Source organism: Actinobacillus arthritidis (genome assembly GCF_029774155.1).
Taxonomy (GTDB): domain Bacteria; phylum Pseudomonadota; class Gammaproteobacteria; order Enterobacterales; family Pasteurellaceae; genus Actinobacillus; species Actinobacillus arthritidis.
This window is the reverse complement of record NZ_CP103833.1, coordinates 1,735,789-1,757,976: the sequence shown is the minus strand read 5'-3', so window position 1 is coordinate 1,757,976 and position 22,188 is coordinate 1,735,789. Positions and strand designations below refer to the sequence as shown.

Annotated in this window: 28 protein-coding genes and 6 pseudogenes; 33 read left to right on the top strand and 1 reads right to left on the bottom strand. The window is 40.3% G+C overall.

Translation table 11 applies throughout. The features are described from left to right. Window position 1 precedes the first annotated feature (1 nt). The 27 genes and pseudogenes from rpsC (at window position 2) to rplS (ending at window position 15,148) form a co-directional block, all read left to right on the top strand. On the top strand, window positions 2-709 hold the full coding sequence (gene rpsC / locus NYR89_RS08380; protein ID WP_279445460.1) for a 30S ribosomal protein S3: 708 nt from the start codon (window positions 2-4) through the stop codon (window positions 707-709). Window positions 710-722: 13 nt separating this feature from the next. Continuing rightward, window positions 723-1,134: pseudogene (gene rplP, locus NYR89_RS08375) on the top strand (50S ribosomal protein L16). Then, the gene (gene rpmC, locus NYR89_RS08370; protein WP_279445459.1) at window positions 1,134-1,325 is read left to right on the top strand and encodes a 50S ribosomal protein L29; all 192 of its coding nucleotides are present in this window, start codon (window positions 1,134-1,136) and stop codon (window positions 1,323-1,325) included. Before rplP ends, rpmC begins: the two are co-directional and overlap by 1 nt. Beyond that, window positions 1,325-1,579 (top strand): 30S ribosomal protein S17, encoded by a 255-nt coding sequence (rpsQ, locus tag NYR89_RS08365; RefSeq protein WP_010945713.1) that lies wholly within the window; start codon window positions 1,325-1,327, stop codon window positions 1,577-1,579. The genes rpmC and rpsQ overlap by 1 nt, the downstream gene beginning before the upstream one ends. Window positions 1,580-2,309: 730 nt before the next feature. Continuing rightward, complete coding sequence (locus NYR89_RS08360; protein WP_279445458.1) at window positions 2,310-2,816, top strand: hypothetical protein; 507 nt, start codon at window positions 2,310-2,312, stop codon at window positions 2,814-2,816. A 147-nt stretch (window positions 2,817-2,963) separates the two neighbouring features. Then, window positions 2,964-4,097, top strand: coding sequence for a leucine-rich repeat domain-containing protein (locus tag NYR89_RS08355; RefSeq protein ID WP_279445457.1), 1,134 nt, complete (start codon window positions 2,964-2,966; stop codon window positions 4,095-4,097). Between the two features lie 265 nt (window positions 4,098-4,362). Beyond that, the gene (gene rplN, locus NYR89_RS08350; protein WP_005619403.1) at window positions 4,363-4,734 is read left to right on the top strand and encodes a 50S ribosomal protein L14; all 372 of its coding nucleotides are present in this window, start codon (window positions 4,363-4,365) and stop codon (window positions 4,732-4,734) included. Between the two features lie 10 nt (window positions 4,735-4,744). Continuing rightward, window positions 4,745-5,057 (top strand): annotated as a pseudogene (rplX, locus tag NYR89_RS08345) (50S ribosomal protein L24). 17 nt (window positions 5,058-5,074) lie between these two features. Next, complete coding sequence (rplE, locus tag NYR89_RS08340) at window positions 5,075-5,614, top strand: 50S ribosomal protein L5 (protein WP_047977345.1); 540 nt, start codon at window positions 5,075-5,077, stop codon at window positions 5,612-5,614. Between the two features lie 11 nt (window positions 5,615-5,625). Next, window positions 5,626-5,931: a 30S ribosomal protein S14 gene (rpsN, locus tag NYR89_RS08335; protein WP_279445456.1), complete on the top strand. Its 306-nt coding sequence runs from the start codon at window positions 5,626-5,628 to the stop codon at window positions 5,929-5,931. Window positions 5,932-5,967: 36 nt separating this feature from the next. Continuing rightward, the gene (gene rpsH, locus NYR89_RS08330) at window positions 5,968-6,360 is read left to right on the top strand and encodes a 30S ribosomal protein S8 (RefSeq protein ID WP_279445455.1); all 393 of its coding nucleotides are present in this window, start codon (window positions 5,968-5,970) and stop codon (window positions 6,358-6,360) included. 16 nt (window positions 6,361-6,376) lie between these two features. Further along, entirely contained in the window at window positions 6,377-6,910 is a 534-nt protein-coding gene (gene rplF, locus NYR89_RS08325) for a 50S ribosomal protein L6 (RefSeq protein ID WP_279445454.1), read from the top strand. A gap of 14 nt (window positions 6,911-6,924) precedes the next feature. After that, window positions 6,925-7,277 (top strand): annotated as a pseudogene (rplR, locus tag NYR89_RS08320) (50S ribosomal protein L18). A 14-nt stretch (window positions 7,278-7,291) separates the two neighbouring features. Then, window positions 7,292-7,792 carry a 30S ribosomal protein S5 gene (gene rpsE / locus NYR89_RS08315; protein ID WP_279445453.1) on the top strand — a complete coding sequence of 167 codons (501 nt, stop codon included), beginning with the start codon at window positions 7,292-7,294 and terminating at the stop codon, window positions 7,790-7,792. Window positions 7,793-7,798: 6 nt separating this feature from the next. Continuing rightward, a complete protein-coding gene (rpmD, locus tag NYR89_RS08310; RefSeq protein ID WP_005599315.1) occupies window positions 7,799-7,978 on the top strand; it encodes a 50S ribosomal protein L30 in 180 nt (59 codons plus the stop codon). 4 nt (window positions 7,979-7,982) lie between these two features. Continuing rightward, on the top strand, window positions 7,983-8,417 hold the full coding sequence (gene rplO / locus NYR89_RS08305; protein ID WP_279445452.1) for a 50S ribosomal protein L15: 435 nt from the start codon (window positions 7,983-7,985) through the stop codon (window positions 8,415-8,417). Between the two features lie 3 nt (window positions 8,418-8,420). Continuing rightward, complete coding sequence (secY, locus tag NYR89_RS08300) at window positions 8,421-9,743, top strand: preprotein translocase subunit SecY (RefSeq protein ID WP_279445451.1); 1,323 nt, start codon at window positions 8,421-8,423, stop codon at window positions 9,741-9,743. 25 nt (window positions 9,744-9,768) lie between these two features. Then, the gene (rpmJ, locus tag NYR89_RS08295) at window positions 9,769-9,882 is read left to right on the top strand and encodes a 50S ribosomal protein L36 (RefSeq protein ID WP_005599318.1); all 114 of its coding nucleotides are present in this window, start codon (window positions 9,769-9,771) and stop codon (window positions 9,880-9,882) included. Window positions 9,883-10,018: 136 nt separating this feature from the next. After that, window positions 10,019-10,375 (top strand): 30S ribosomal protein S13, encoded by a 357-nt coding sequence (rpsM, locus tag NYR89_RS08290; protein WP_005599322.1) that lies wholly within the window; start codon window positions 10,019-10,021, stop codon window positions 10,373-10,375. A gap of 16 nt (window positions 10,376-10,391) precedes the next feature. Then, entirely contained in the window at window positions 10,392-10,781 is a 390-nt protein-coding gene (rpsK, locus tag NYR89_RS08285) for a 30S ribosomal protein S11 (protein WP_279445450.1), read from the top strand. Between the two features lie 28 nt (window positions 10,782-10,809). Beyond that, a complete protein-coding gene (gene rpsD, locus NYR89_RS08280) occupies window positions 10,810-11,436 on the top strand; it encodes a 30S ribosomal protein S4 (RefSeq protein ID WP_279445449.1) in 627 nt (208 codons plus the stop codon). A gap of 67 nt (window positions 11,437-11,503) precedes the next feature. Further along, entirely contained in the window at window positions 11,504-12,493 is a 990-nt protein-coding gene (locus tag NYR89_RS08275) for a DNA-directed RNA polymerase subunit alpha (RefSeq protein ID WP_279445448.1), read from the top strand. 35 nt (window positions 12,494-12,528) lie between these two features. After that, complete coding sequence (gene rplQ, locus NYR89_RS08270) at window positions 12,529-12,912, top strand: 50S ribosomal protein L17 (RefSeq protein ID WP_279445447.1); 384 nt, start codon at window positions 12,529-12,531, stop codon at window positions 12,910-12,912. A 240-nt stretch (window positions 12,913-13,152) separates the two neighbouring features. Further along, window positions 13,153-13,401: a 30S ribosomal protein S16 gene (gene rpsP, locus NYR89_RS08265; protein ID WP_279445446.1), complete on the top strand. Its 249-nt coding sequence runs from the start codon at window positions 13,153-13,155 to the stop codon at window positions 13,399-13,401. 33 nt (window positions 13,402-13,434) lie between these two features. Further along, on the top strand, window positions 13,435-13,962 hold the full coding sequence (gene rimM, locus NYR89_RS08260; protein WP_279445445.1) for a ribosome maturation factor RimM: 528 nt from the start codon (window positions 13,435-13,437) through the stop codon (window positions 13,960-13,962). A gap of 56 nt (window positions 13,963-14,018) precedes the next feature. Beyond that, window positions 14,019-14,772, top strand: a pseudogene (gene trmD, locus NYR89_RS08255) (tRNA (guanosine(37)-N1)-methyltransferase TrmD). Between the two features lie 25 nt (window positions 14,773-14,797). Further along, window positions 14,798-15,148, top strand: a complete 351-nt coding sequence (gene rplS / locus NYR89_RS08250; RefSeq protein WP_279445444.1) for a 50S ribosomal protein L19 — start codon at window positions 14,798-14,800, stop codon at window positions 15,146-15,148. A gap of 189 nt (window positions 15,149-15,337) precedes the next feature. Here rplS and NYR89_RS08245 read toward each other — a convergent pair whose 3' ends face one another. After that, on the bottom strand, window positions 15,338-16,531 hold the full coding sequence (locus NYR89_RS08245) for a ribosomal protein uL16 3-hydroxylase (protein WP_279445443.1): 1,194 nt from the start codon (window positions 16,529-16,531) through the stop codon (window positions 15,338-15,340). Window positions 16,532-16,757: 226 nt separating this feature from the next. Here NYR89_RS08245 and NYR89_RS08240 point away from each other — a divergent pair, with 226 nt between their 5' ends. The 6 genes and pseudogenes from NYR89_RS08240 (at window position 16,758) to NYR89_RS08215 (ending at window position 22,159) form a co-directional block, all read left to right on the top strand. Further along, window positions 16,758-17,873: an ABC transporter substrate-binding protein gene (locus tag NYR89_RS08240; RefSeq protein WP_279445442.1), complete on the top strand. Its 1,116-nt coding sequence runs from the start codon at window positions 16,758-16,760 to the stop codon at window positions 17,871-17,873. A 2-nt stretch (window positions 17,874-17,875) separates the two neighbouring features. Further along, entirely contained in the window at window positions 17,876-18,913 is a 1,038-nt protein-coding gene (locus NYR89_RS08235) for a FecCD family ABC transporter permease (protein ID WP_279445441.1), read from the top strand. Window positions 18,914-18,928: 15 nt separating this feature from the next. After that, the gene (locus tag NYR89_RS08230) at window positions 18,929-19,696 is read left to right on the top strand and encodes an ABC transporter ATP-binding protein (protein WP_279445440.1); all 768 of its coding nucleotides are present in this window, start codon (window positions 18,929-18,931) and stop codon (window positions 19,694-19,696) included. A gap of 9 nt (window positions 19,697-19,705) precedes the next feature. Beyond that, a complete protein-coding gene (locus NYR89_RS08225; protein WP_279445439.1) occupies window positions 19,706-20,137 on the top strand; it encodes a pseudoazurin in 432 nt (143 codons plus the stop codon). A gap of 8 nt (window positions 20,138-20,145) precedes the next feature. After that, window positions 20,146-21,251, top strand: a pseudogene (locus NYR89_RS08220) (ABC transporter substrate-binding protein). 55 nt (window positions 21,252-21,306) lie between these two features. Next, window positions 21,307-22,159 (top strand): annotated as a pseudogene (locus NYR89_RS08215) (ATP-grasp domain-containing protein). Window positions 22,160-22,188: the final 29 nt, after the last annotated feature.

The following is a 22,188-nucleotide window of genomic DNA, read 5'->3' as shown; positions in this document are numbered from 1 at the left end:
AATGGGTCAGAAAGTACATCCTAATGGTATTCGCCTTGGTATTGTTAAACCATGGAACTCTACTTGGTTCGCGAATACACAAGATTTCGCTGATAACTTAGACGGCGATTTCAAAGTACGTAAATTCTTAAATAAAGAGTTAGCGAACGCTTCAGTATCACGTATCACTATTGAACGTCCTGCAAAAAGCATTCGTGTAACTATCCACACAGCTCGTCCTGGTATCGTTATCGGTAAAAAAGGCGAAGATGTTGAAAAATTACGTAACGCAGTATCTCAAATTGCTGGCGTTCCTGCTCAAATCAACATCGCTGAAGTGAAAAAACCTGAGCTAGATGCGAAATTAGTAGCAGATAGCATCGCTTCTCAACTTGAACGTCGTGTAATGTTCCGTCGTGCAATGAAACGTGCAGTACAAAACGCAATGCGTTTAGGTGCTAAAGGTATCAAAGTTGAAGTTAGCGGTCGTTTAGGTGGTGCAGAAATCGCTCGCTCAGAGTGGTATCGTGAAGGCCGTGTGCCATTACATACACTTCGTGCAGACATCGACTATAACACTGCAGAAGCTCACACAACTTACGGCGTAATCGGCGTTAAAGTGTGGATCTTCAAAGGTGAAATCCTCGGTGGTATGGTCGCAGTGATTGAATCTGAAAAAGAACCAGCGGCACAGCCTAAAAAGGCGCCACGTGGCAAAGGTCGTAAATAAGGAGAATCACTGAATGTTACAACCAAAACGCACAAAATTCCGTAAAGTACACAAAGGCCGTAACCGTGGTATCGCGGGCGGTACAGAAGTGAGCTTCGGTACATTCGGTTTAAAAGCAGTTGGTCGCCGCCGTTTAACAGCTCGTCAAATCGAAGCAAGCACGTCGTGCAATGACACGTGCGGTTAAACGTCAAGGTAAAATCTGGATCCGTGTGTTCCCAGACAAACCAATTACTGAAAAACCATTAGAAGTCCGTATGGGTAAAGGTAAAGGTAACGTTGAGTACTGGGTAGCTTTAATCCAACCGGGTAAAGTTTTATATGAAATGGATGGTGTTTCTGAAGAAATCGCACGTCACGCATTTGCGTTAGCGGCGACGAAATTACCAGTTAAAACCACATTTGTAACTAAGACGGTGATGTAATGAAAGCTCAAGAACTACGTAACAAAAATGTTGAAGAGCTGAATGCTGAATTAATCAACCTTTTAGGTGAACAATTCAAATTGCGTATGCAAGCGACCACCGGTCAGCTTCAACAAACCCATCAGTTAAAACAAGTGCGTCGTAGTATTGCACAAGTTAAAACTGTATTAACCGAAAAGGCGGGTGAGTAATGACTGATAAAATTCGTACAGTACAAGGTAAAGTAGTTAGCGACAAAATGGACAAATCATTTGTAGTTGCTATCGAACGTACAGTGAAACACCCTTTATACGGTAAATTCATTCGTCGTACTACTAAATTACACGTACACGATGAAAACAACGAAGCTAAATTAGGTGATGTAGTAGAAATTCAGGAATGTCGTCCTGTTTCTAAAACTAAATCACATAAATTAGTTCGTGTTGTTGAAAAAGCAGTAGCTTAATCAACAAAATTAATTAAAAAACCCTCAGCGCAATGCTGGGGGTTTTGTTTTTGTATTCCCTTTCATTTGTCAATTTTTTCCTAAATTAGACCGCTTGTATTTTTGTGATTTAATCGTGAAAAGGCTAAGATTTTTCAATCTTAGCCTTTATTTTTACTATCAACATTATTGCCAAAAGTAATCGATTGCTTGATATTCAATCAGTTGTTTGGCGATTTTATGATAAAATATTGTGCAAAAAAAAAACAACTGTAAAATCCATTTCATTGATTATCCCTCCAAGGAGTTTTTTGATTTTGTTGCTAGGCTGATGAATAGATAAAGAGGCGTTGAGGTCATCACCGATGAATTATTTGCTTAAATAGCACAAAATTTCTTTTTTACGAAAGTTTTTCATATTTAATCAAATTATTAATTCTTATCTTTTTATTTATTTAATTAGCCAACAATGGAGAAAATGATGGCAATTACATCAGCAGTTCAAAAAGGTTCCACCGTTTATGTTTATAACGGAAATAGACAGCTTTTTTGTAAACCATGTGAGCTACACGGTTATACCTCAACTACGTTGAGTGTTGTGAGAAATAAGACAGTTTTCACTTTCGACGAAAAAGGGAGACAAATTTCTTCAAAAGCTCTTTAACAATTTAAAGGTAGCTTCTTAAATGTGGCTACCTTATTGCAACAACTCAAATTTAAATTATTTCAAAATTCCAATAAGGGAAAAATTATGTCTGAAATTAAAAAATCTGCAAAATACGACAATTTTGTCATTGCACAAGATAAAAACAACGCAATTTCTATCACTTGTGATAACACCAAAGAAGGGTTACGCCAAATTGCTGACGAAGTCGGAATGGCTTATGATGCAGAAAATACGCAATCTTTGGGTAGCAAATTGATTAATCATCTTAATGGCGTAGAACGCAACGTGCGAGTTGAAGATGAAAGCGGTGTGAAAAAGTCTGCCAAGCACGGTAACTTTGTGATTGAGCAAGCGGAAGATAATAGCATTGCGATTACCTGCGATAATACCAAAGCGGGGCTACGCCAAATTGCTGAGAAAATCGGCATGGCATATGACAATGGCTGGACGACACAACAATTCGGTAGCCGTTTAATCAATTTCTTGAATGGGGATTCGCAAGGCGATGAAGTGCAAAATGTTCAACAAACCACTACGCCCAGTAAACCCTTCGATGAAGATAATCTTATTTCTGACGCTGATTGGGATTAGTGGGTTAGTTTATCTAATTCTGTAAAATTCCTTTTATTAAAAAGTAATGGCAAGTGGGAATTTGAAGATGAGATTTGTGATGAATTCCCTACTTGGAACGACAACGACGAATTGGAATGTGAAGTCGATCTGAACGATAGAGCAATAATGGGTAACTTCGTTGCGACTTATTTCACAGGCTACTACGATGAAGAAGGTGACTTTACAGACGGATCGCTAGAAGATATTACGGTACCTGACGATTTGTTTGGTTTAGAAGATCTTGACAAATTGGCTTATCTAAAACAGCTAGAGGGTTTATCATTCTATTACAATTATCTTGAAGCGGTTCCAAAAGGCATAGGTAAGCTTACCCAACTCTACTGGTTAAATCTATCTCGTAATGAGATCTCTGAGGATTTAGGTGGTTTAAATGAATTATCAACGCTGACTAATTTGTGTAGCCTTAATTTAGAAAACAATTTACTAAGCGGGGTGGATACTTTTGAGCCATTAACTAAATTGGTTAGTTTGGAAGATCTAAACTTAGGTATTAATAGGATTACTAAACTAGAAGAGCTGGATTTATCTGGCAATGACGTAGCAGTAAAAGAATCGGGTATTGATTTAAGTAACCTGACTTCACTCAAAACACTTAATCTAAATTATGAATCTGTAAGTGCGGAATTGTTATCGGCAATCGTGACGATTCCAAATTTAGAAAGATTGTTTTTTAGCGGTTCTTATGGTCAAGCAGAGAAGCAAGATAAAGCATTTGAAAATGTTGCATTGAGCAAATTAACGCACCTCAAAGATTTAACGTTACACGAACTCAATATGTCTGCACATTTATTGGCAGAAATTAGCCAACTCTCAAATCTAGAAACGCTTTATTTAGGCGGTAGATATTTTGATGAGAAATATCACTGTAATGCGATTGAGGCATTTGACTGTGGGAAACTGGTTAAACTGAAAGGGTTATATCTTGATGAAAGACAAGTAACAGCTGATGCTTTAGCTCAAATAGCGACATTACTAAACTTAGAAACACTTTACTTGCCAAAAACGTCTATCAATATTAGTTGGGATGAGTTCGATTTATTAACTCAATTGCCTAACTTACATGGTTTGGATATTAGGGGTAATAATATTTCTGAAGATCAGTTAGGAGTTTTAGAAAGCTTTATTAATCGAGAAGACTATATTTCAATAGGTTTGACGGATTCGAGTGCAATTCGTGATAGTGAGGTATTTAAGAAACTAAAAGAGAGATTTGAAGAAGCAGATAAAAAGTTATATTAGTATAACCCAAACCGAATCAGTAAACTGGTTCGGTTTTTTCATTTAGGCACAAAACAAACAAGCAGTCTAAAATTGCTTGTATTTTGCAAATTTATCACAATATGACATTGTGCTAATTTGCAATAATTTGGCGAAATATTACCGCTTGTTAGTAAATTTTGTTTGATTTATGACGAGCTGTTGGGGTATAATCCACCACCTACTTACATAGGGTAGGTAGGTTTTCGTCCCGAAAGGGTGTTTTTTTATTTAACGGAGCACTAATATGATCCAAGAACAGACTATGCTGGATGTTGCTGATAACTCAGGGGCTCGTAGCGTAATGTGTATCAAGGTTCTAGGTGGATCGCACCGTCGTTACGCCGCTATCGGCGATATCATCAAAGTTACTGTGAAAGAAGCAATTCCACGCGGTAAAGTTAAAAAAGGTGATGTGTTAAAAGCAGTTGTTGTGCGCACCAAGAAGGGTGTTCGTCGCCCAGATGGCTCAGTTATTCGTTTCGATGGTAATGCTTGTGTAATTTTAAACAATAACACTGAGCAACCAATCGGTACTCGTATTTTTGGACCTGTGACTCGTGAACTTCGTTCTGAGAAGTTTATGAAGATCATTTCATTAGCTCCAGAAGTACTGTAAGGGGAATGTAATGGTCGCTAAAATCCGTCAAAATGATGAAGTAATTGTTCTTACCGGTAAAGATAAGGGCAAACGTGGTAAGGTAACTCAAGTGTTACCAAACGGTAAAGTGATTGTTGAAGGTGTTAAAATCATCACTAAACATGAAAAACCAGTTCCTGCTTTAGGTAAAGCTGGTGGCTTAGTGAAGAAAGAAGGCCGCAATTGATGCGTCAAACATTGCAATTTTCAACCCGAAAACAAATAAAGCTGACCGTGTAGGTTTTAGATTCGAAGATGGTAAAAAAGTACGTTTCTTCAAATCTAATAATGAAATTATTTAATTAACTGGAGTAATGCGATGGCGAAACTGCATGATTACTACAGAGATACAGTAGTTAATGAATTGAAAGCGAAATTCAACTACTCATCTGTCATGCAAGTCCCACGAATCGAAAAGATTACCCTGAATATGGGTGTGGGTGAAGCATTGACCGATAAAAAACTTTTAGATAACGCAGTAGCAGATCTAACAGCAATTAGCGGTCAGAAACCTTTAATTACTAAAGCACGCAAATCTGTTGCAGGCTTTAAAATCCGTCAGGGATATCCAATCGGATGCAAAGTAACCCTACGTGGCGAACGTATGTGGGAATTCTTTGAAAGATTGATTACTATCGCTGTTCCACGTATCCGTGACTTCCGCGGTTTAAATGCGAAGTCATTCGATGGTCGTGGTAATTACAGTATGGGTGTTCGTGAACAAATCATTTTCCCAGAAATCGACTATGATAAAGTAGATCGTGTACGTGGTTTAGATATTACTATTACCACAACTGCGAAAAGCGATGAAGAAGGCCAAGCTTTATTAGCGGCTTTCAATTTCCCATTCCGTAAATAAGGTAGGTTATCGTGGCAAAACAATCAATGATTGCACGTGATGTTAAACGTGCTAAATTAGCTGATAAATTCTACGCTAAACGTGAAGAATTAAAGAAAATCATCTCTGATGTAAATTCTTCAGACGAAGATCGTTGGGCGACAGTGTTAAAATTACAAACACTTCCACGCGATTCAAGTCCTAGCCGTCAGCGTAACCGTTGCCGCCAAACTGGTCGTCCACACGGTGTACTTCGTAAGTTTGGTTTAAGCCGTATTAAGGTACGTGAAGGCGCAATGCGCGGTGAAATTCCAGGCCTTAAGAAAGCAAGCTGGTAATAACCTCTTTTAATTTGGAATCATGGGAGTAAATACATGAGCATGCAAGATCCAATCGCAGATATGCTGACCCGTATTCGTAACGGTCAAGTCGCGAATAAAGTTGCAATCAGTATGCCTTCATCTAAGTTAAAAGTTGCTATTGCAAGCGTTTTAGCTGAAGAAGGTTATGTTGAGAGCTTCAAAATTGTTGAAGGTTCAAAACCTGAATTGGAAATCACTTTAAAATATTTCCAAAACAAACCAGTTGTAGAAAGTATCCAACGCGTAAGCCGTCCAGGTCTTCGTATTTACAAACGTAAAGACGAATTACCAAAAGTTATGGGTGGTTTAGGTATCGCAGTTGTTTCTACATCTAAAGGTGTAATGACCGACCGTGCGGCGCGTCAAGCGGGCCTCGGCGGTGAAATTATCTGTTACGTAGCATAATAGAGAGGTAGGAAGAATGTCTCGTGTTGCAAAAGCACCTGTTAATATTCCTGCCGGTGTTGAAGTAAAACTCAACGGTCAGCTATTAACAGTTAAAGGTAAAAACGGCGAGTTATCTCGTGAAATTCATAATGCAGTTGAAGTAAATCAAGATGCTAACGCATTAACTTTCGCACCACGTGCTGGTGTTGCAAATGCAGATGCTCAAGCAGGTACTGCTCGTGCACTTGTTAATGCTATGGTTATCGGTGTTACTGAAGGCTTTACTAAAAAATTGCAATTAGTAGGTGTTGGTTATAGAGCACAAATGAAAGGTAACGTAGTTGCTTTAAGTTTAGGCTATTCACACCCAATTGAACATGCGTTGCCAGCTGGCGTGACTGGTGAATGTCCATCTCAAACAGAAATTATTCTTAAGAGTGCAGACAAACAGTTAATCGGCCAAGTAGCGACTGATATTCGTGCATATCGCCGTCCAGAGCCTTATAAAGGCAAAGGTGTACGTTACTCTGATGAAGTAGTTCGTACAAAAGAAGCGAAGAAAAAGTAAAGTAAGGTAACACTATGGATAAGAAAGTAGCTCGTATCCGTCGTGCAAGCCGTGCACGTCATTTAATGAGAGAGCAAGGTGCAACCCGTTTGGTTGTGCATCGCACACCTCGCCATATCTATGCGCAGGTTATTGCACCTAATGGCTCAGAAGTACTAGCGGCACTTCAACTGTTGAGAAAGTAATTAAAGAGCAAGTTAAATACACTGGTAATAAAGACGCATTGCAGTGGTTGGTAAATTAGTTGCAGAGCGTGCTTTAGCTAAAGGTATTCAAGCAGTTGCATTTGATCGTTCAGGTTTCAAATACCACGGTCGTGTGCAAGTATTAGCAGATGCTTGCTCGTGAAGCTGGTCTACAGTTCTAATAGAGGAATTTGAGATGTCAAACATCGAAAAACAAGCTGGTGAACTGCAGGAAAAGCTAATCGCGGTTAACCGTGTATCTAAAACCGTAAAAGGTGGTCGTATCATGAGCTTCACTGCTTTAACAGTAGTAGGTGATGGTAACGGTCGTGTTGGTTTTGGTTACGGTAAAGCACGTGAAGTTCCAGCAACGATCCAAAAAGCGATGGAAAAAGCTCGTCGCAATATGATTAACGTAGCTTTAAACGAAGGTACATTACAACACCCTGTTAAAGGTTCACACACTGGTTCACGCGTATTCATGCGACCAGCTAGCGAAGGTACTGGTATCATCGCTGGTGGTGCAATGCGTGCTGTGTTAGAAGTAGCAGGCGTTCACAACGTTCTTTCTAAAGCATACGGTTCAACCAACCCAATCAACGTTGTTCGTGCAACAATTGATGCACTTGCAAATATGAAATCACCTGAAATGGTTGCCGCTAAACGTGGTAAAACTGTTGAAGAAATTTTGGGGTAATTGAATATGGCAAAAACAATTAAAGTAACTCAAACTCGTAGCTCTATCGCTCGTTTACCGAAACATAAAGCAACGTTAAAAGGCTTAGGTCTTCGTCATATTCGTCATACAGTTGAATTAATCGATACTCCAGCGGTTCGCGGTATGATTAATCAAGTGTCATATATGGTTAAAGTGGAGGAATAATAGAATGCGTTTAAATTCTCTTTCTCCGGCTGAAGGTGCTAAGCACAGTGCTAAACGTTTAGGTCGTGGTATCGGTTCAGGTTTAGGTAAAACTGGTGGTCGCGGTCATAAAGGTCAAAAATCTCGTACAGGCGGCGGTGTTCGTCGTGGTTTCGAGGGTGGTCAAATGCCTTTATACCGTCGTTTACCAAAATTTGGTTTTACTTCATTAAAATCATTCCACGTTGCTGAAATTCGTTTAAACGACTTAGCTAAAGTAGATGGTAACGAAGTTACTTTAGATGCACTTAAAGCGGCTAACGTAATCACGAAAGATATTTTATCTGCTAAAGTAATCTTAGCAGGTAAAGTTGAAAAAGCGGTTGTTGTTAAAGGCTTACGTGTAACTAAAGGTGCTAAAGCTGCTATCGAAGCTGCTGGCGGTTCTATCGAGGAATAATAGATGGCAAAGCAACCAGGGTACCAAGGTAGTACACAAAAAGGGACTGGCGAGCTTAAATCAAGATTATTATTTGTTTTAGGTGCGTTAATCGTTTTCCGTATCGGTTCTTTTATACCTGTTCCTGGCATTGATGCTTCTGTATTATCCGAATTAGTTCGACAACAGCAAGGCACCATCATTGATATGTTTAATATGTTCTCTGGTGGTGCTTTAAGCCGAGCATCTATATTTGCTCTAGGTATTATGCCTTATATTTCGGCGTCAATTATTGTACAATTATTGACTGCAATTCATCCTCCTTTAGCTGAATTGAAAAAAGAAGGTGAAGCAGGTCGTCGTAAAATTAGTAAATATACTCGCTATGGCACATTGTTATTAGCATTTATTCAGTCTATTGGTATTTCTATTGCCCTACCGAATATGTTACAGGGATTAGTTCCTAATCCAAGTATCTTATTCTATGTAACTTCTGTAATTAGCTTAGTCACTGGAACAATGTTTCTAATGTGGTTAGGTGAACAAATCACTGAGCGTGGTATCGGTAACGGTATCTCTTTGATTATCTTTGCAGGTATTGTTGCTGATTTACCGGCGACAATTGGGCAGACAATTGAGCAAGCTCGTCAAGGCGAAATTTCTCTACTTGTACTTTTATTAGTAGCTGTAATCGCATTTGCAGTAACATATTTTGTTGTCTTTGTTGAACGCGGACAAAGAAGAATTGTGGTAAATTATGCAAGTCGCCAACAAGGTAGAATGATGGCACCTGCTAGAACATCTCATTTACCTTTGAAAGTTAATATGGCAGGTGTAATTCCTGCGATTTTTGCATCTAGTATCATTTTATTCCCTGCAAGTATTACGCAGTGGTTTGGTCAGAGCGAAGGGCTTGAGTGGTTATTTGATTTATCCCAATTATTACAGCCAGGACAACCTTTATATATTGTGTTATTCACAATGGCAGTAATTTTCTTTGCATTCTTTTATACTGGAATGCAGTATAATCCACGTGATACAGCGGATAATTTGAAGAAATCAGGTGCGTTTGTACCAGGTTATCGACCAGGCGAACAAACATCTCGTTATATTGATAAAGTAATGACACGTTTGACCTTAATTGGTGCGTTGTATATTGCTTTTGTTTGTTTGGTTCCTTATATCATTACATCTTTATGGAAAGTACCGTTTCAATTAGGCGGAACTTCTTTATTAATCGTAGTGGTAGTTATTATGGATTTCATCGCACAGGTTCAGAGTCATTTAATGTCATTACAATATGATTCTGTGTTGAAGAAAGCCAATTTGAAAGGCTTAGGGCAATAGTCCCTTAGATCAAAAAGGATAAGCAATGAAAGTTCGTGCTTCAGTTAAGAAATTATGCCGTAACTGTAAAGTTGTTAAACGTGAAGGTGTTGTTCGCGTAATTTGTAGCGATCCTAAACACAAACAACGTCAAGGTTAATTAGTATTCTTTCTTGCAAAGAACCCGCTGAGCAGGTATACTGCTCAGCTCATTCGTCCTGATATGCTGTTTGAGTATCCTGAAACGGGCTTTTCAAGATCAGCATATCAATAAACTTAAATAATAGGAGTGCATAGTGGCCCGTATTGCAGGCATTAACATTCCTGATCAAAAACACACTGTAATCGCATTAACTGCAATTTACGGTATCGGTAAAACTCGTGCTAAAGCTATCTGTGCGGCAACGGGTATTGCTGAAGATGTAAAGATCAGAGAATTGTCTGAAGAGCAGATTGAAAAACTGCGTGAAGAAGTTGGTAAATTTACTGTCGAAGGTGATTTACGTCGTGAAGTAACATTAAGCATCAAACGTCTTTTAGACTTAGGTTGCTATCGTGGTTTACGTCATCGTCGTAGTTTACCGGTACGTGGTCAACGTACTAAGACTAATGCGCGTACTCGTAAGGGTCCACGCAAACCGATCAAAAAATAATCGGAGTAGATAAATAATGGCTAAAACACCAGTTCGCGCACGTAAGCGCGTTAAAAAACAGATTGCAGATGGCGTAGCTCATATCCACGCATCTTTCAATAACACAATCGTGACTATTACTGACCGTCAAGGTAATGCTCTAGCATGGGCAACTGCAGGTGGTTCAGGTTTCCGTGGTTCTCGTAAATCAACTCCGTTTGTCGCACAAGTTGCCGCAGAACGTTGTGCTGAAGCTGTTAAAGAATTCGGCTTAAAGAACTTGGAAGTTATGGTTAAAGGTCCGGGTCCAGGTCGTGAATCGACAATCCGTGCATTAAATGCCGCAGGTTTCCGTATCACGAATATTACTGACGTGACTCCGATTCCTCATAACGGTTGTCGTCCACCGAAAAAACGTCGCGTATAATTGACGTTAGAATAATTGGAGAAAGAAAATGGCAAGATATTTGGGTCCTAAGCTCAAGCTAAGCCGTCGTGAAGGTACTGATTTATTCCTTAAATCAGGCGTTCGTGCGATTGAATCAAAATGTAGAAATCGTCTTGATGTAGCACCAGGTCAACACGGTGCACGCAAGCCACGTTTATCTGACTATGGTAGTCAGTTACGTGAAAAACAAAAAGTTCGCCGTATCTATGGTATCTTAGAACGTCAATTCCGTAATTACTATGCAGAAGCAAACCGCTTAAAAGGTAATACAGGTGAGAACTTATTAGTATTATTAGAAGGTCGTTTAGACAACGTAGTTTACCGTATGGGTTTTGTCGCAACTCGTGCAGAAGCACGTCAACTTGTAAGCCACAAATCTATCGTAGTAAACGGTCGTGTAGTGAATATTCCTTCTTATCAAGTTTCTGTTGATGATGTAGTTGCTGTTCGTGAGAAATCTAAAAAACAAGCACGTATTAAAGCATCATTAGAATTAGCAACTCAACGTGAAAAACCGACTTGGTTAGAAGTTGATGCAACTAAAATGGAAGGTGTATTTAAACGTACTCCTGAACGCTCTGACTTATCAGCAGATATTAACGAACATCTGATCGTTGAGCTTTACTCTAAATAATAGTTAATTTTTTAAAAATTATATTATTAAATTAGTAAATAAAGCTTAAAAACAAAGAGAGGATAAAATGCAGGGTTCTGTGACAGAATTTTTAAAGCCGCACTTAGTGAATATTGAGCAAATTAGTTCAACTCACGCAAAAGTGACCTTAGAGCCGTTAGAACGTGGTTTTGGCCATACATTAGGTAACGCACTTCGTCGCATTTTACTTTCGTCTATGCCGGGTTGTGCCGTTACAGAAGTTGAAATTGATGGTGTATTACATGAATACAGCGACAAAGAAGGCGTACAAGAAGATATTCTTGAAGTATTGTTAAACCTTAAAGGTCTAGCGGTAAAAGTGTCAGGTAAAGATGATATTATTTTGACACTAAATAAGTCTGGAATTGGCCCTGTAACTGCGACCGACATTACGCATGATGGTGACGTAGAAATTGTAAATCCACACCATATTATCTGTCATTTAACAGATAAAGACGCATCAATTAGTATGCGTATCCGTATTCAACGTGGTCGTGGTTATGTACCAGCGTCTGCTCGTGTACATTCTCAAGATGAAGATCGACCAATTGGTCGTTTATTAGTCGATGCTCGTTTCAGTCCGGTAGATCGCATTGCTTATAATGTTGAAGCCGCACGTGTTGAACAGCGTACAGACTTAGATAAACTCATTATTGAGATGGAAACAAATGGCACAATCGATCCAGAAGAAGCCATTCGTCGTCTTGCTACAATTTTAGCAGAACAATTAGATGCATTCGTTGATTTACGTGATGTTCGTCAACCTGAAATTAAGGAAGAGAAACCGGAATTTGATCCGATTTTACTCCGTCCAGTAGATGATTTAGAGTTGACAGTTCGTTCTGCTAACTGTTTGAAAGCAGAGACAATTCACTATATCGGTGATTTAGTACAACGTACAGAAGTTGAGTTATTAAAAACGCCTAATCTTGGTAAGAAATCACTTACTGAGATTAAGGATGTACTTGCTTCTCGTGGCTTATCACTGGGTATGCGCCTTGAGAATTGGCCTCCAGCAAGTATTGCTGAAGACTAATTTTAGGTATTAGATTTTCTAAGAAGGAATAGGTTATGCGCCATCGTAAGAGTGGACGTCAATTAAACCGTAACAGTAGCCATCGCCAAGCGATGTTTCGTAATATGGCAAGTGCTTTAATCGGTCACGAGATCATTAAAACAACTTTACCTAAAGCTAAAGAGTTACGTCGTGTAGTTGAACCATTAATTACTTTAGCAAAAGAAGATAGCGTTGCAAATCGTCGCTTAGCTTTTGCTCGTACACGCAACGTAGAAACAGTTGCTAAATTATTCAATGAATTAGGTCCACGTTTTGCACAACGTGCGGGTGGTTATACTCGTATCTTAAAATGTGGTTTCCGTGCAGGCGACAATGCGCCAATGGCTTACATTGAATTAGTTGATCGTCCAGAAGTTGCTGAAGCAATTGCGGAATAATAGCTAAATAGCTTAGTAAAAGCCCGAGTATTTCTCGGGCTTTTCTTTTTTAACAAGAATGAGCTGAGCAGTTTCTTTGTTATATTTGAATGATTGCAGAGAAGATCTTTTCTTGTAATTTTGCTAAAAATCAGTATAATCTATCCGCTTTTTCTATCTTTTTTAGATAGTTAAAGTATATCAGTACCCTCACCTCGAACGAGGGTTTTATTTTTACTATCAACATTTTAGAGGAAGGTTATGGTAACCATTCGTTTAACTCGTGGCGGAGCTAAAAAACGCCCATTCTATCAAATCGTGGTAGCTGACAGCCGTTCACCACGTGACGGTCGTTTCATCGAGCGTATCGGTTTCTTCAATCCATTAGCGGCTGGTCAAGCTGAACGTTTACGTTTAGATGTGGCTAAAGTTGATGCTTGGGTTGCTAAAGGTGCTGAACTTTCAGACCGTGTTGCATCTTTAGTGAAAGAAGCTCGTCAAGCGGCTTAATTTCTTAAAAATTTTGCAAAGTAGGTGAATAGTATGAGCGAACAAAAAATTGAAGTTGTCGGAAAACTAGGGGCTACCTATGGGATTCGTGGCTGGTTACGTCTCTATTCATCAACTGAAGAAGCTGAAAGCATTTTCGATTATCAGCCTTGGTTCTTAAAAATTAAGGGACAATGGCAACCAGTCGAATTAGAAAGTTGGCGTTACCACAGCAATGATTTGATTGTGAAATTGAAAGGTACCGACGATCGTGAAACTGCACAGTTACTAACGAATGCCGAAATTGGTGTAGATTTGTCTGTGTTTCCTGAATTGGAAGAAGGAGATTATTACTGGCACGATTTAATCGGTTGCCAAGTAGTGAATCTTGAAAACTATACGATGGGCATTGTGACTGAATTAATGGAAACAGGTTCAAATGATGTTTTGGTTGTACGCGCTAACAATAAAGATGCTTTTGGTAAGCAAGAACGATTAATTCCGTTCTTATATGAACAAGTAGTTAAAAGAGTAGATCTCGCCACCAAAACAATTACGGTGGATTGGGACGCTGGTTTCTAACCTCAGGTATGCAGTGAGCTTTAGCTTTAAGTAGTAAGAACATTTGAGGATAATTTATGTGGATTGGTATCATTTCACTGTTCCCTGAAATGTTTAAAGCAATTACCGATTTTGGGGTGACAGGACGTGCAGTAAAACAAGATCTTCTGAAAATTCAATGTTGGAATCCTCGTGATTTCACGTTTGATAGACATAAAACGGTTGATGATCGCCCTTATGGCGGTGGGCCGGGAATGTTAATGATGGTGCGACCTTTGCGTGATGCGATTCATGCGGCAAAGCGCGGCAAAAGCAGAAGACGGTGTAGAGGCAAAAGTTATTTATCTCTCACCACAAGGGCGTAAGCTGGATCAACAAGGTGTGAAAACACTGGCTTCAAATCAGAAACTCATTTTAATTTGTGGACGATATGAAGGAGTTGATGAACGATTGATTCAAACAGAAGTTGATGAAGAATGGTCAATCGGTGATTATGTGCTTACAGGGGGCGAATTGCCCGCAATGACATTGATTGATGCTGTTGCGAGATTTGTGCCCGGAGTGTTAGGCAAACAGGCCTCTGCAGATGAAGATTCATTTGCGACAGGTTTATTGGATTGTCCACATTATACTCGCCCAGAAGTGTTAGACGGTATTCCTGTTCCTGAAGTGCTGATGTCGGGTCATCACGAAAATATTCGTAAATGGCGATTAGAACAATCGCTTGAACGTACGTGGTTAAGACGCCCTGAGCTATTGGATGGCCTAGCTCTGACTGACGAACAACGCGTGTTGTTAGCTAAAATTAAGAAACAACACAAAATCAGTTAATTCTAGGATTTAGAAGGTTTTTAAAATGAGTAACATCATCAAACAAATCGAACAAGAACAGTTAAAACAAAACGTACCTAGCTTTCGTCCAGGCGACACATTAGAAGTTAAGGTATGGGTAGTAGAAGGTAGTAAAAAACGTTTGCAAGCGTTCGAAGGCGTGGTTATTGCAATTCGTAACCGTGGCTTGCACTCTGCATTCACTCTACGTAAAGTATCAAACGGCGTAGGCGTTGAACGTGTATTCCAAACTCACTCACCGGTAGTTGACAGCATCTCTGTTAAACGTAAAGGTGCGGTACGTAAAGCTAAACTTTACTACTTACGTGAGCGTTCAGGTAAATCTGCACGTATCAAAGAGCGTCTTGGCGAATAATTCGCACACGCTTAATGCGAAAGATAAAAAGGCTTGGGGAAACCCAGGCCTTTTCTTTTATGTACGTAATGTAACAAGCGGTCAATTTTAGCTAATCTTTTGCAAAAGTTTATGGAAATCAGACCGCTTGTAAAAATAAAGGCAGGTATTTACCCGCCTTTGCTGAACACTAAAAATAAAATGAACGGTTTATTCCGATTCTTCTAAAATCACCCAACCGTTATCAAGCCAATCACAAATAGTATCTAACAATAATTCAAGCTCTTCTTGGTTTTTTACTTTTGACGCTAGCTTGTTCCAAGAGATTGCATCACCGTTGGCAATACGAATTAACAAGTTTTGTTCCGCTTCATTTAGCTCGTCAATCCACTCACCGTTTACATAAATACGTTGCGGATTTTCGGTATAAAGCATTTTGACATTCGCATCTTGTTGAATCCAACCACCTTCTTCCAAAATACCTTGTACTTCATCCGGATAGTATTCGTTATCCGTTTGTAGTAGATCGTAACGACGAGAACTTACCGCAGTAGCAACGCTGTGAGTAAAGATTTCATCAAATTGATCAGAGTTTTGTAATAAGTCGATTAATTGATGCTTCAACACTTTTACCATTTTCGGATCAAGTAACGCATTCGGTTGTTCATGTGGTGCAAGGCGGAACGGGATATTAAATTCCGAGCCTGCAATCACTTCCGAATGGTGTTCCAATGTTTTGCAGAAGTTTTCGAGTAAATCCGCCGCATTCGGGTAGCGTAAACCGAATGAGAATGTTAGCCCTTCGGTTTCCGATACACCATAGTGAGCCATACGAGAAGGCACATAAAGCACATCGCCCGGATTCATCACTTCATCTAACACCAATTCGCCCATATCATCGAAAATACGGATAGGTTGGTTTGGTTTAAATTCGGTGGAAGGATCGCACCATTTACCGAGTTGCCAACGGCGCTGACCGTAACCTTGCACGAGAAAAACATCGTATTCATCATAATGTTTACCAACGGTACCACCTTTAGGTGAGCAAGAGACCATAATGTCGTCACGTTGCCATTGCGGTAAGAAGCTAAACGCTTGCCACAATGCACCGAGTTCCGGTGACCATTGCTCTAAGTTTTGTACCATAACTGAGAATTGCGCCGGTAAATCTTGTAAATCGCTTTCCGTAAACGGACTGGTTTTGACCGACCATTGCTCATTTTCACATTTGATTAAGCGAGCAGTGATTTCCTCTTCTAACGCTAACTCCATAATATCTTCCGGCTCGAATAATCCGACAATTTGCGGTAAGCCGTTACGGATTAACAGCGGTCGTTTTTGCCAATAATCACGTAAGAAAGTTTCCGGGCTAATATTTTCAGGTAAGCAGAATGGAATGTTCATAGATGCTCCTCATGTCTTTTCTCTTTGATTAAAACTATTCTACCTGATAAATGTTTGAATTTCTTGTGTTATGTCAGTTTATTGGTGAGGAAAGTAGCTTACTTTTGTGATCAATATCACAAAATTTGATTAGGATTAGTTAGTAATGATTTTCATTTGCTGAAAATATATTAAAATAAATATAGAAAGAATGATTTGAGTTTAATTTTTTATAAGGTGTGTGTTTATGTTACGAGCAATAAAATTAACAGCAGTTGCATTGGCAACATTATCTGCATTATCCGGATTGGCTAATGCGAAGCCAACTGAAATTACCGATATACTTGAGCGTAAAGTGACGGTTGAATTGCCGGCTAAACGAGTGGTACTTGCGTTTAACTATCAAGATTATATGGCGGTCGGTGGTGAAAAGGCGTTAGATAATGTGGTGGGCTTTTCTAAAGCGGTTTGGTCTGATTGGGCGCCGGCAAGTTGGGCGGAATTTAGCAAAGCGGTACCGAAACTAAATCAGTTAGAAGATATCGGTGAAGTAGAAGTCGGGACTTTCTCGATCGAGAAAATCTTAGCACTTAAACCGGATTTTGTGCTGATGGCGGATTGGCAATTTAAAGCGTTAGATTCGGATTTAGAACCGTTAGAAACAGCGGGGATTCCGGTCGTGGTGGTGGACTATTTAGCGCAAACGGTCGATAAACACGTTAAATCCACCGAGATTATCGGTCAATTAACCGGACAAGAAGCTAAAGCAAAACAGTTAAACGATGAATACAAAGCGATTGTGAAAGATATTCAAGATCGTGTTGCGAGGGCAAATTTACCGAAACCGAAAGTTTATGTTGAATTCGGTAATAAAGGGCCGGCGGAGCATAGTTTTACCTTCGGTAAAAGTATGTGGGGGGCAATGATTGATTTGGTCGGTGCGGAAAATATTGCAAAAAATGCGGTGGAATTTTATAGCCCGATTAATCCGGAATTGGTGGTTGCGACTAAACCGGATGTGGTGATTATTTCCGGACGTGAAACCGAGTTGAAGAAAAATCCACAAGCGATGGTGGCAGGCTTTAATATTGATAAACAAGAAGCGCAAAAACGCTTAGCCGGTTTTGCTAAACGCCCAGGTTGGTCTGAATTGCCGGCAATTAAAAACCATCGCTTATATGGTGTATATCATGCCAATTCGCGTACACTTTCCGATAGTGCTTCAATTCAATTTGTAGCGAAAGCAATTTATCCGGAACTATTCAAAGATTTAGACCCGACCAAAACTTATCAAGAGTTTTACCGTAAAAACTTACCTCTCGTGCCGCAAGGGACTTTCTACCTCTATTCAGAGAGTAAATAGTCATGAGCCAGATAACGATTGAAAATATCGTTCAAAACCAACGCAAGCTGGAACGCAAGCGTTGGTTTATTGTTCTTATTTTCCTTGCGATTAGTTTAATCGGTTTGGTATTTGATATTGTCACCGGCCCTTCTATGTTACCGCTGGATGAAGTGGTAAAAGCGTTATTACGTTTTGAAGATGTGGAAACTACCACAAACGTTATCGTTTATGACTTACGTTTACCCATGGCATTAATGGCATTGGTAGTTGGGGCGGCATTGGGCGTTGGCGGTGCGGAGATTCAAACCTTGCTGAATAACCCGATGGCAAGCCCTTATACCTTAGGTTTAGCCGCAGCGGCTGGTTTAGGTGCTTCAACGGTCATTGCATTCGGTGGTTTCGGTTTACCTTCGGCGTTTGCCGTACCATTAGGCGCCTTTGTGATGACCATGTTGGCATCCGGTATTTTATTTGTGTTTGCTTCAATGCGCCGTTTTAGTTCGGCGATGTTGGTATTAGTCGGTATTGCGTTATTGTTTTTATTCCAATCACTGCTATCGTTGATTCAATTTATTGCCGCACCGGAAATTTCGCAACAAATTCTGTTTTGGTTATTCGGTAGTTTAACCAAAGCGACTTGGGAAAACCTCTCGATTGCAACTGTGGTTACCATTGTGTGCGTTAGCTTACTTGCAAAAGATTTATGGAAATTGACCGCTTTACGTTTAGGTGAGGCACGTGCGCTGAGTCTAGGGATCAACTTGCAACGCTTGCGTTTAAAAACGTTAGTCTTGGTAGCGATTATGACTGCCACTGCGATTAGTTTTGTCGGCATTATCGGCTTTATCGGTTTGGTCGCACCGCACGTGGCGCGGATGTTATTGGGCGAAGATCAACGCTTTTTCCTACCCGGTGCAATGCTTATCGGCGCGCTGTTTTTATCGGTTGCATCGGTATTATCCAAAGTGATTGTACCCGGCGCATTGTTTCCGGTGGGCATTATTACCTCATTTGTTGGCGTGCCTTTCTTCTTTTGGATTGTGCTTACTAAGAAATAACAAGCGGTAGAATTTATGTTAAAACTTGCAAATGTACATATTAAGCGAGGCTCGCTTGTTATTGCCGACCAATTAGATTTATCGCTCGAAAAGGGTAAAGTCTATACGGTATTAGGTCCAAACGGGGCGGGCAAATCCTCACTATTAAAAACGATTTTTGGTGAAATCGGCTGTAAAGGGCAAATTCATTATGCGGATCAGACACTGCATAAACGAGCTATTTCGGTATGGCGTAAACGTATCGGCTATATGCCGCAAGATACGCAAGTTGACGCATCGTTAACCGCATTAGAAGTGATTTTACTCGGCAGAATGGAAGCTCTAAATATGCACGTGAGTGACGAGTTGTTGACCGAAGTCGCCACCATTATGCAGAAACTCGGCATTGCACATCTCGCTCATCAAGATGTCATGCGGCTAAGTGGCGGTCAGCGACAAATGGTGATGTTTGCCCAAGTATTATTGCGTCAGCCGGAAATCTTATTGTTGGATGAACCGGTCAGTGCGTTGGATATGCACCACCAAATCAATTTATTGGAACACGTTTGCCAATATACGCAACAAAATAATCTGATTACGATCATGGTATTGCATGACCTGAGCCTTGCCGCACAATTTTCTGATCAGGTGATTTTATTGGGTAACGGTAAATTACAAGCTTTCGGTGACGCAAAACAAGTGTTACAGGCTGATCTTATTCGTCAGTTGTATAACGTTGAGATTGAAATTTTATATGACAGTACTGGACAACCGGTGATTCGTCCGTTACGTCATTCACATTAGGAGTAAAAAATGAAAAAAGTATTATTAGCAACCTTACTCGCTTTTTCAGGCAGTGTATTGGTCGCAGATCACGAAGTTAAAATGTTAGATAACGGTAAAGACGGTGGTATGGTGTTTGAACCGGGCTTTTTAAAAGCGGAAGTTGGCGATACGGTCACTTTCGTGCCGACTAATAAAGGTCATTGGGTGCAAAGTAAAGCAGTGCCGGAAGGCGCAGAGAAATTCCTCTCGAAAGAAGATGAACAATTTAGTTTAACGCTTACTCATGAAGGGGTTTACGTATATGTTTGCCCTCCACATCGTATGATGAATATGAGCGGTATTATCCAAGTAGGCAAACCGACCAATTTAGAAAATGCGACCAAAGAAGTTGAGAAAATTGAAAAGCGTACCACAGAGCATAAAGGCCGTTTATTTGAATATCTCGAGCAAGTGAAATAAGGATGACAATGAAAAAGCAGTATTTTAAACATCTTATTGCTAGCACGTTACTATTTGCCGGTGTTTCAGCACAAGCGGAAGTAAAAGTGTTACAAGACGTATTGGATCGCCAAGTGAAAGTTGATGTACCGGCGAAACGTATTGTACTTGGCTTTTATTATCCGGATTATATTGCCGCAACCGGTTCGGAGAATTTTAAAAATGTCGTCGGCATTTCGCGTGAGTTTTGGGAAAAATTTAATCCAGGTAGTTGGGCATTGTTTAGTAAAGCGTTACCGAATTTAGCGGAAATGGCGGATATCGGTAATATCAATACTGGTACATTCTCGCTAGAAAAAACCTTAGCGTTAAAACCGGATGTATTGGTGTTAGCCGATTGGCAATATCAAACGATCGCCGCCGATATTCCCCGTATCGAACAGGCGGGTATTCCGATCGTTGTGGTGGATTTCAATGCACAAACCGTAGCGAAACACACGAAGAGTATCCAACTTTTCGGGCAACTAGCCGGTACGGAAACACGTGCAAATCAGATCGCCAGCGAATATGAAGAAGGTATCAAAGAGATCCAAAAACGTGTAGCGGCAAGCGGTCAAAAACCACCGAAAATTTACGTTGAATTTGGTAACAAAGGTCCGGCGGAATATAGCTTCACTTTCGGTAAAAATATGTGGGGAGCGATTGCGAATACGGTCGGAGGCGATAATATTGCCGCACCGTTTATTGAAAACTGGGGACCGATTAATCCGGAACAATTCTTATCGTCTAATCCGGAAGTAGTAATTATTTCCGGTACGGAAATGGGTACTGATAAAAATGCCGAAATTATGGCGATGGGGATTAATATCAGTGAAGCGGATGCACAAAAACGCCTTGCCGGTTTTACTCAGCGTGCCGGTTGGTCGAATGTACCGGCGGTGAAAAAGGCAATGTGTACGGCATTTATCACACAGCATCTCGCTCGATTACCGACTTAGCTAGCGCACAATTTATGGCAAAAACGCTTTATCCTGAACAGTTTAAAGATATTGATCCGGAGAAAACCTATTTGGATTTCCACCGCCAATATTTGCCGGTTGTACCGCAAGGCACATTTTTTATTAAGTTAAAATAACCATTCAATTTAATGGCAAGTGGGCTTTGGCTCACTTGCCTTTTTTGAGCCGATTATGTCACATTCGATAGCTATTATTACCTGCCAAACTTACCCCAATCTTCCTGATAATTTACAACCGCTGATTCGCTTATTACAAGCTAACGGACTGCAAGTCAAAGTGGACTGCTGGCAAAATCAGCCGCAAGCTGATGTTATCTTACCGCTTTGTGCGTGGGACTACGCCCAACAGTCGGAATGCTTCCGCCAATGGTCGCAACAAGCGGTCGAATTCGGGCAAAAATTTGCAAATCCCGTTCGGTTAATGGATTGGAATATGCACAAAAGCTATTTACTGGATTTACAGCAAATGGGCGTAGATGTGATTCCAAGCCAACTGTTATTGGCGGATCTCGCCCAAATCCAGACCGCTTGTCAGCCGTATCACCAAAACGGACAAGCTGTGGTGATCAAACCAGCGATCGGGCAGAGCGGTAATGCGGTCATCAAATGGCAAGCGGATCAACCCATACCGAATTTTAGCTCCTATTTGGGACAACAAATCGTGTTACAACCCTATATTGCGGAAGTGGCGGAGTATGGCGAAACCAGTTTGATTTTCTTTGCCGGTGAGTTTAGTCATGCGGTAAGACGCCAACCGCCCAAAGGCGAATGGCGGGCAAATTCAGCTTATGGCGTAACAATCTTACCAGTAGTTCCTCCACAAAATATTATTCGACAAGCACGAGATGTTTTGATGAGATTGCCTGAAATACCAAGCTATGCACGGGTGGACGGCACTATTATTGGTGATCGATTTTTGCTGAATGAATTGGAATTGATCGAACCGGCGTTGTACCTGCATACGGATCCGCAAGCGGCAAAGACGATTTGCACAGGTACTTATGCAAAAAATAACAGAAATTTGACCGCTTAACGGACGCTAAATTAGCGTCCG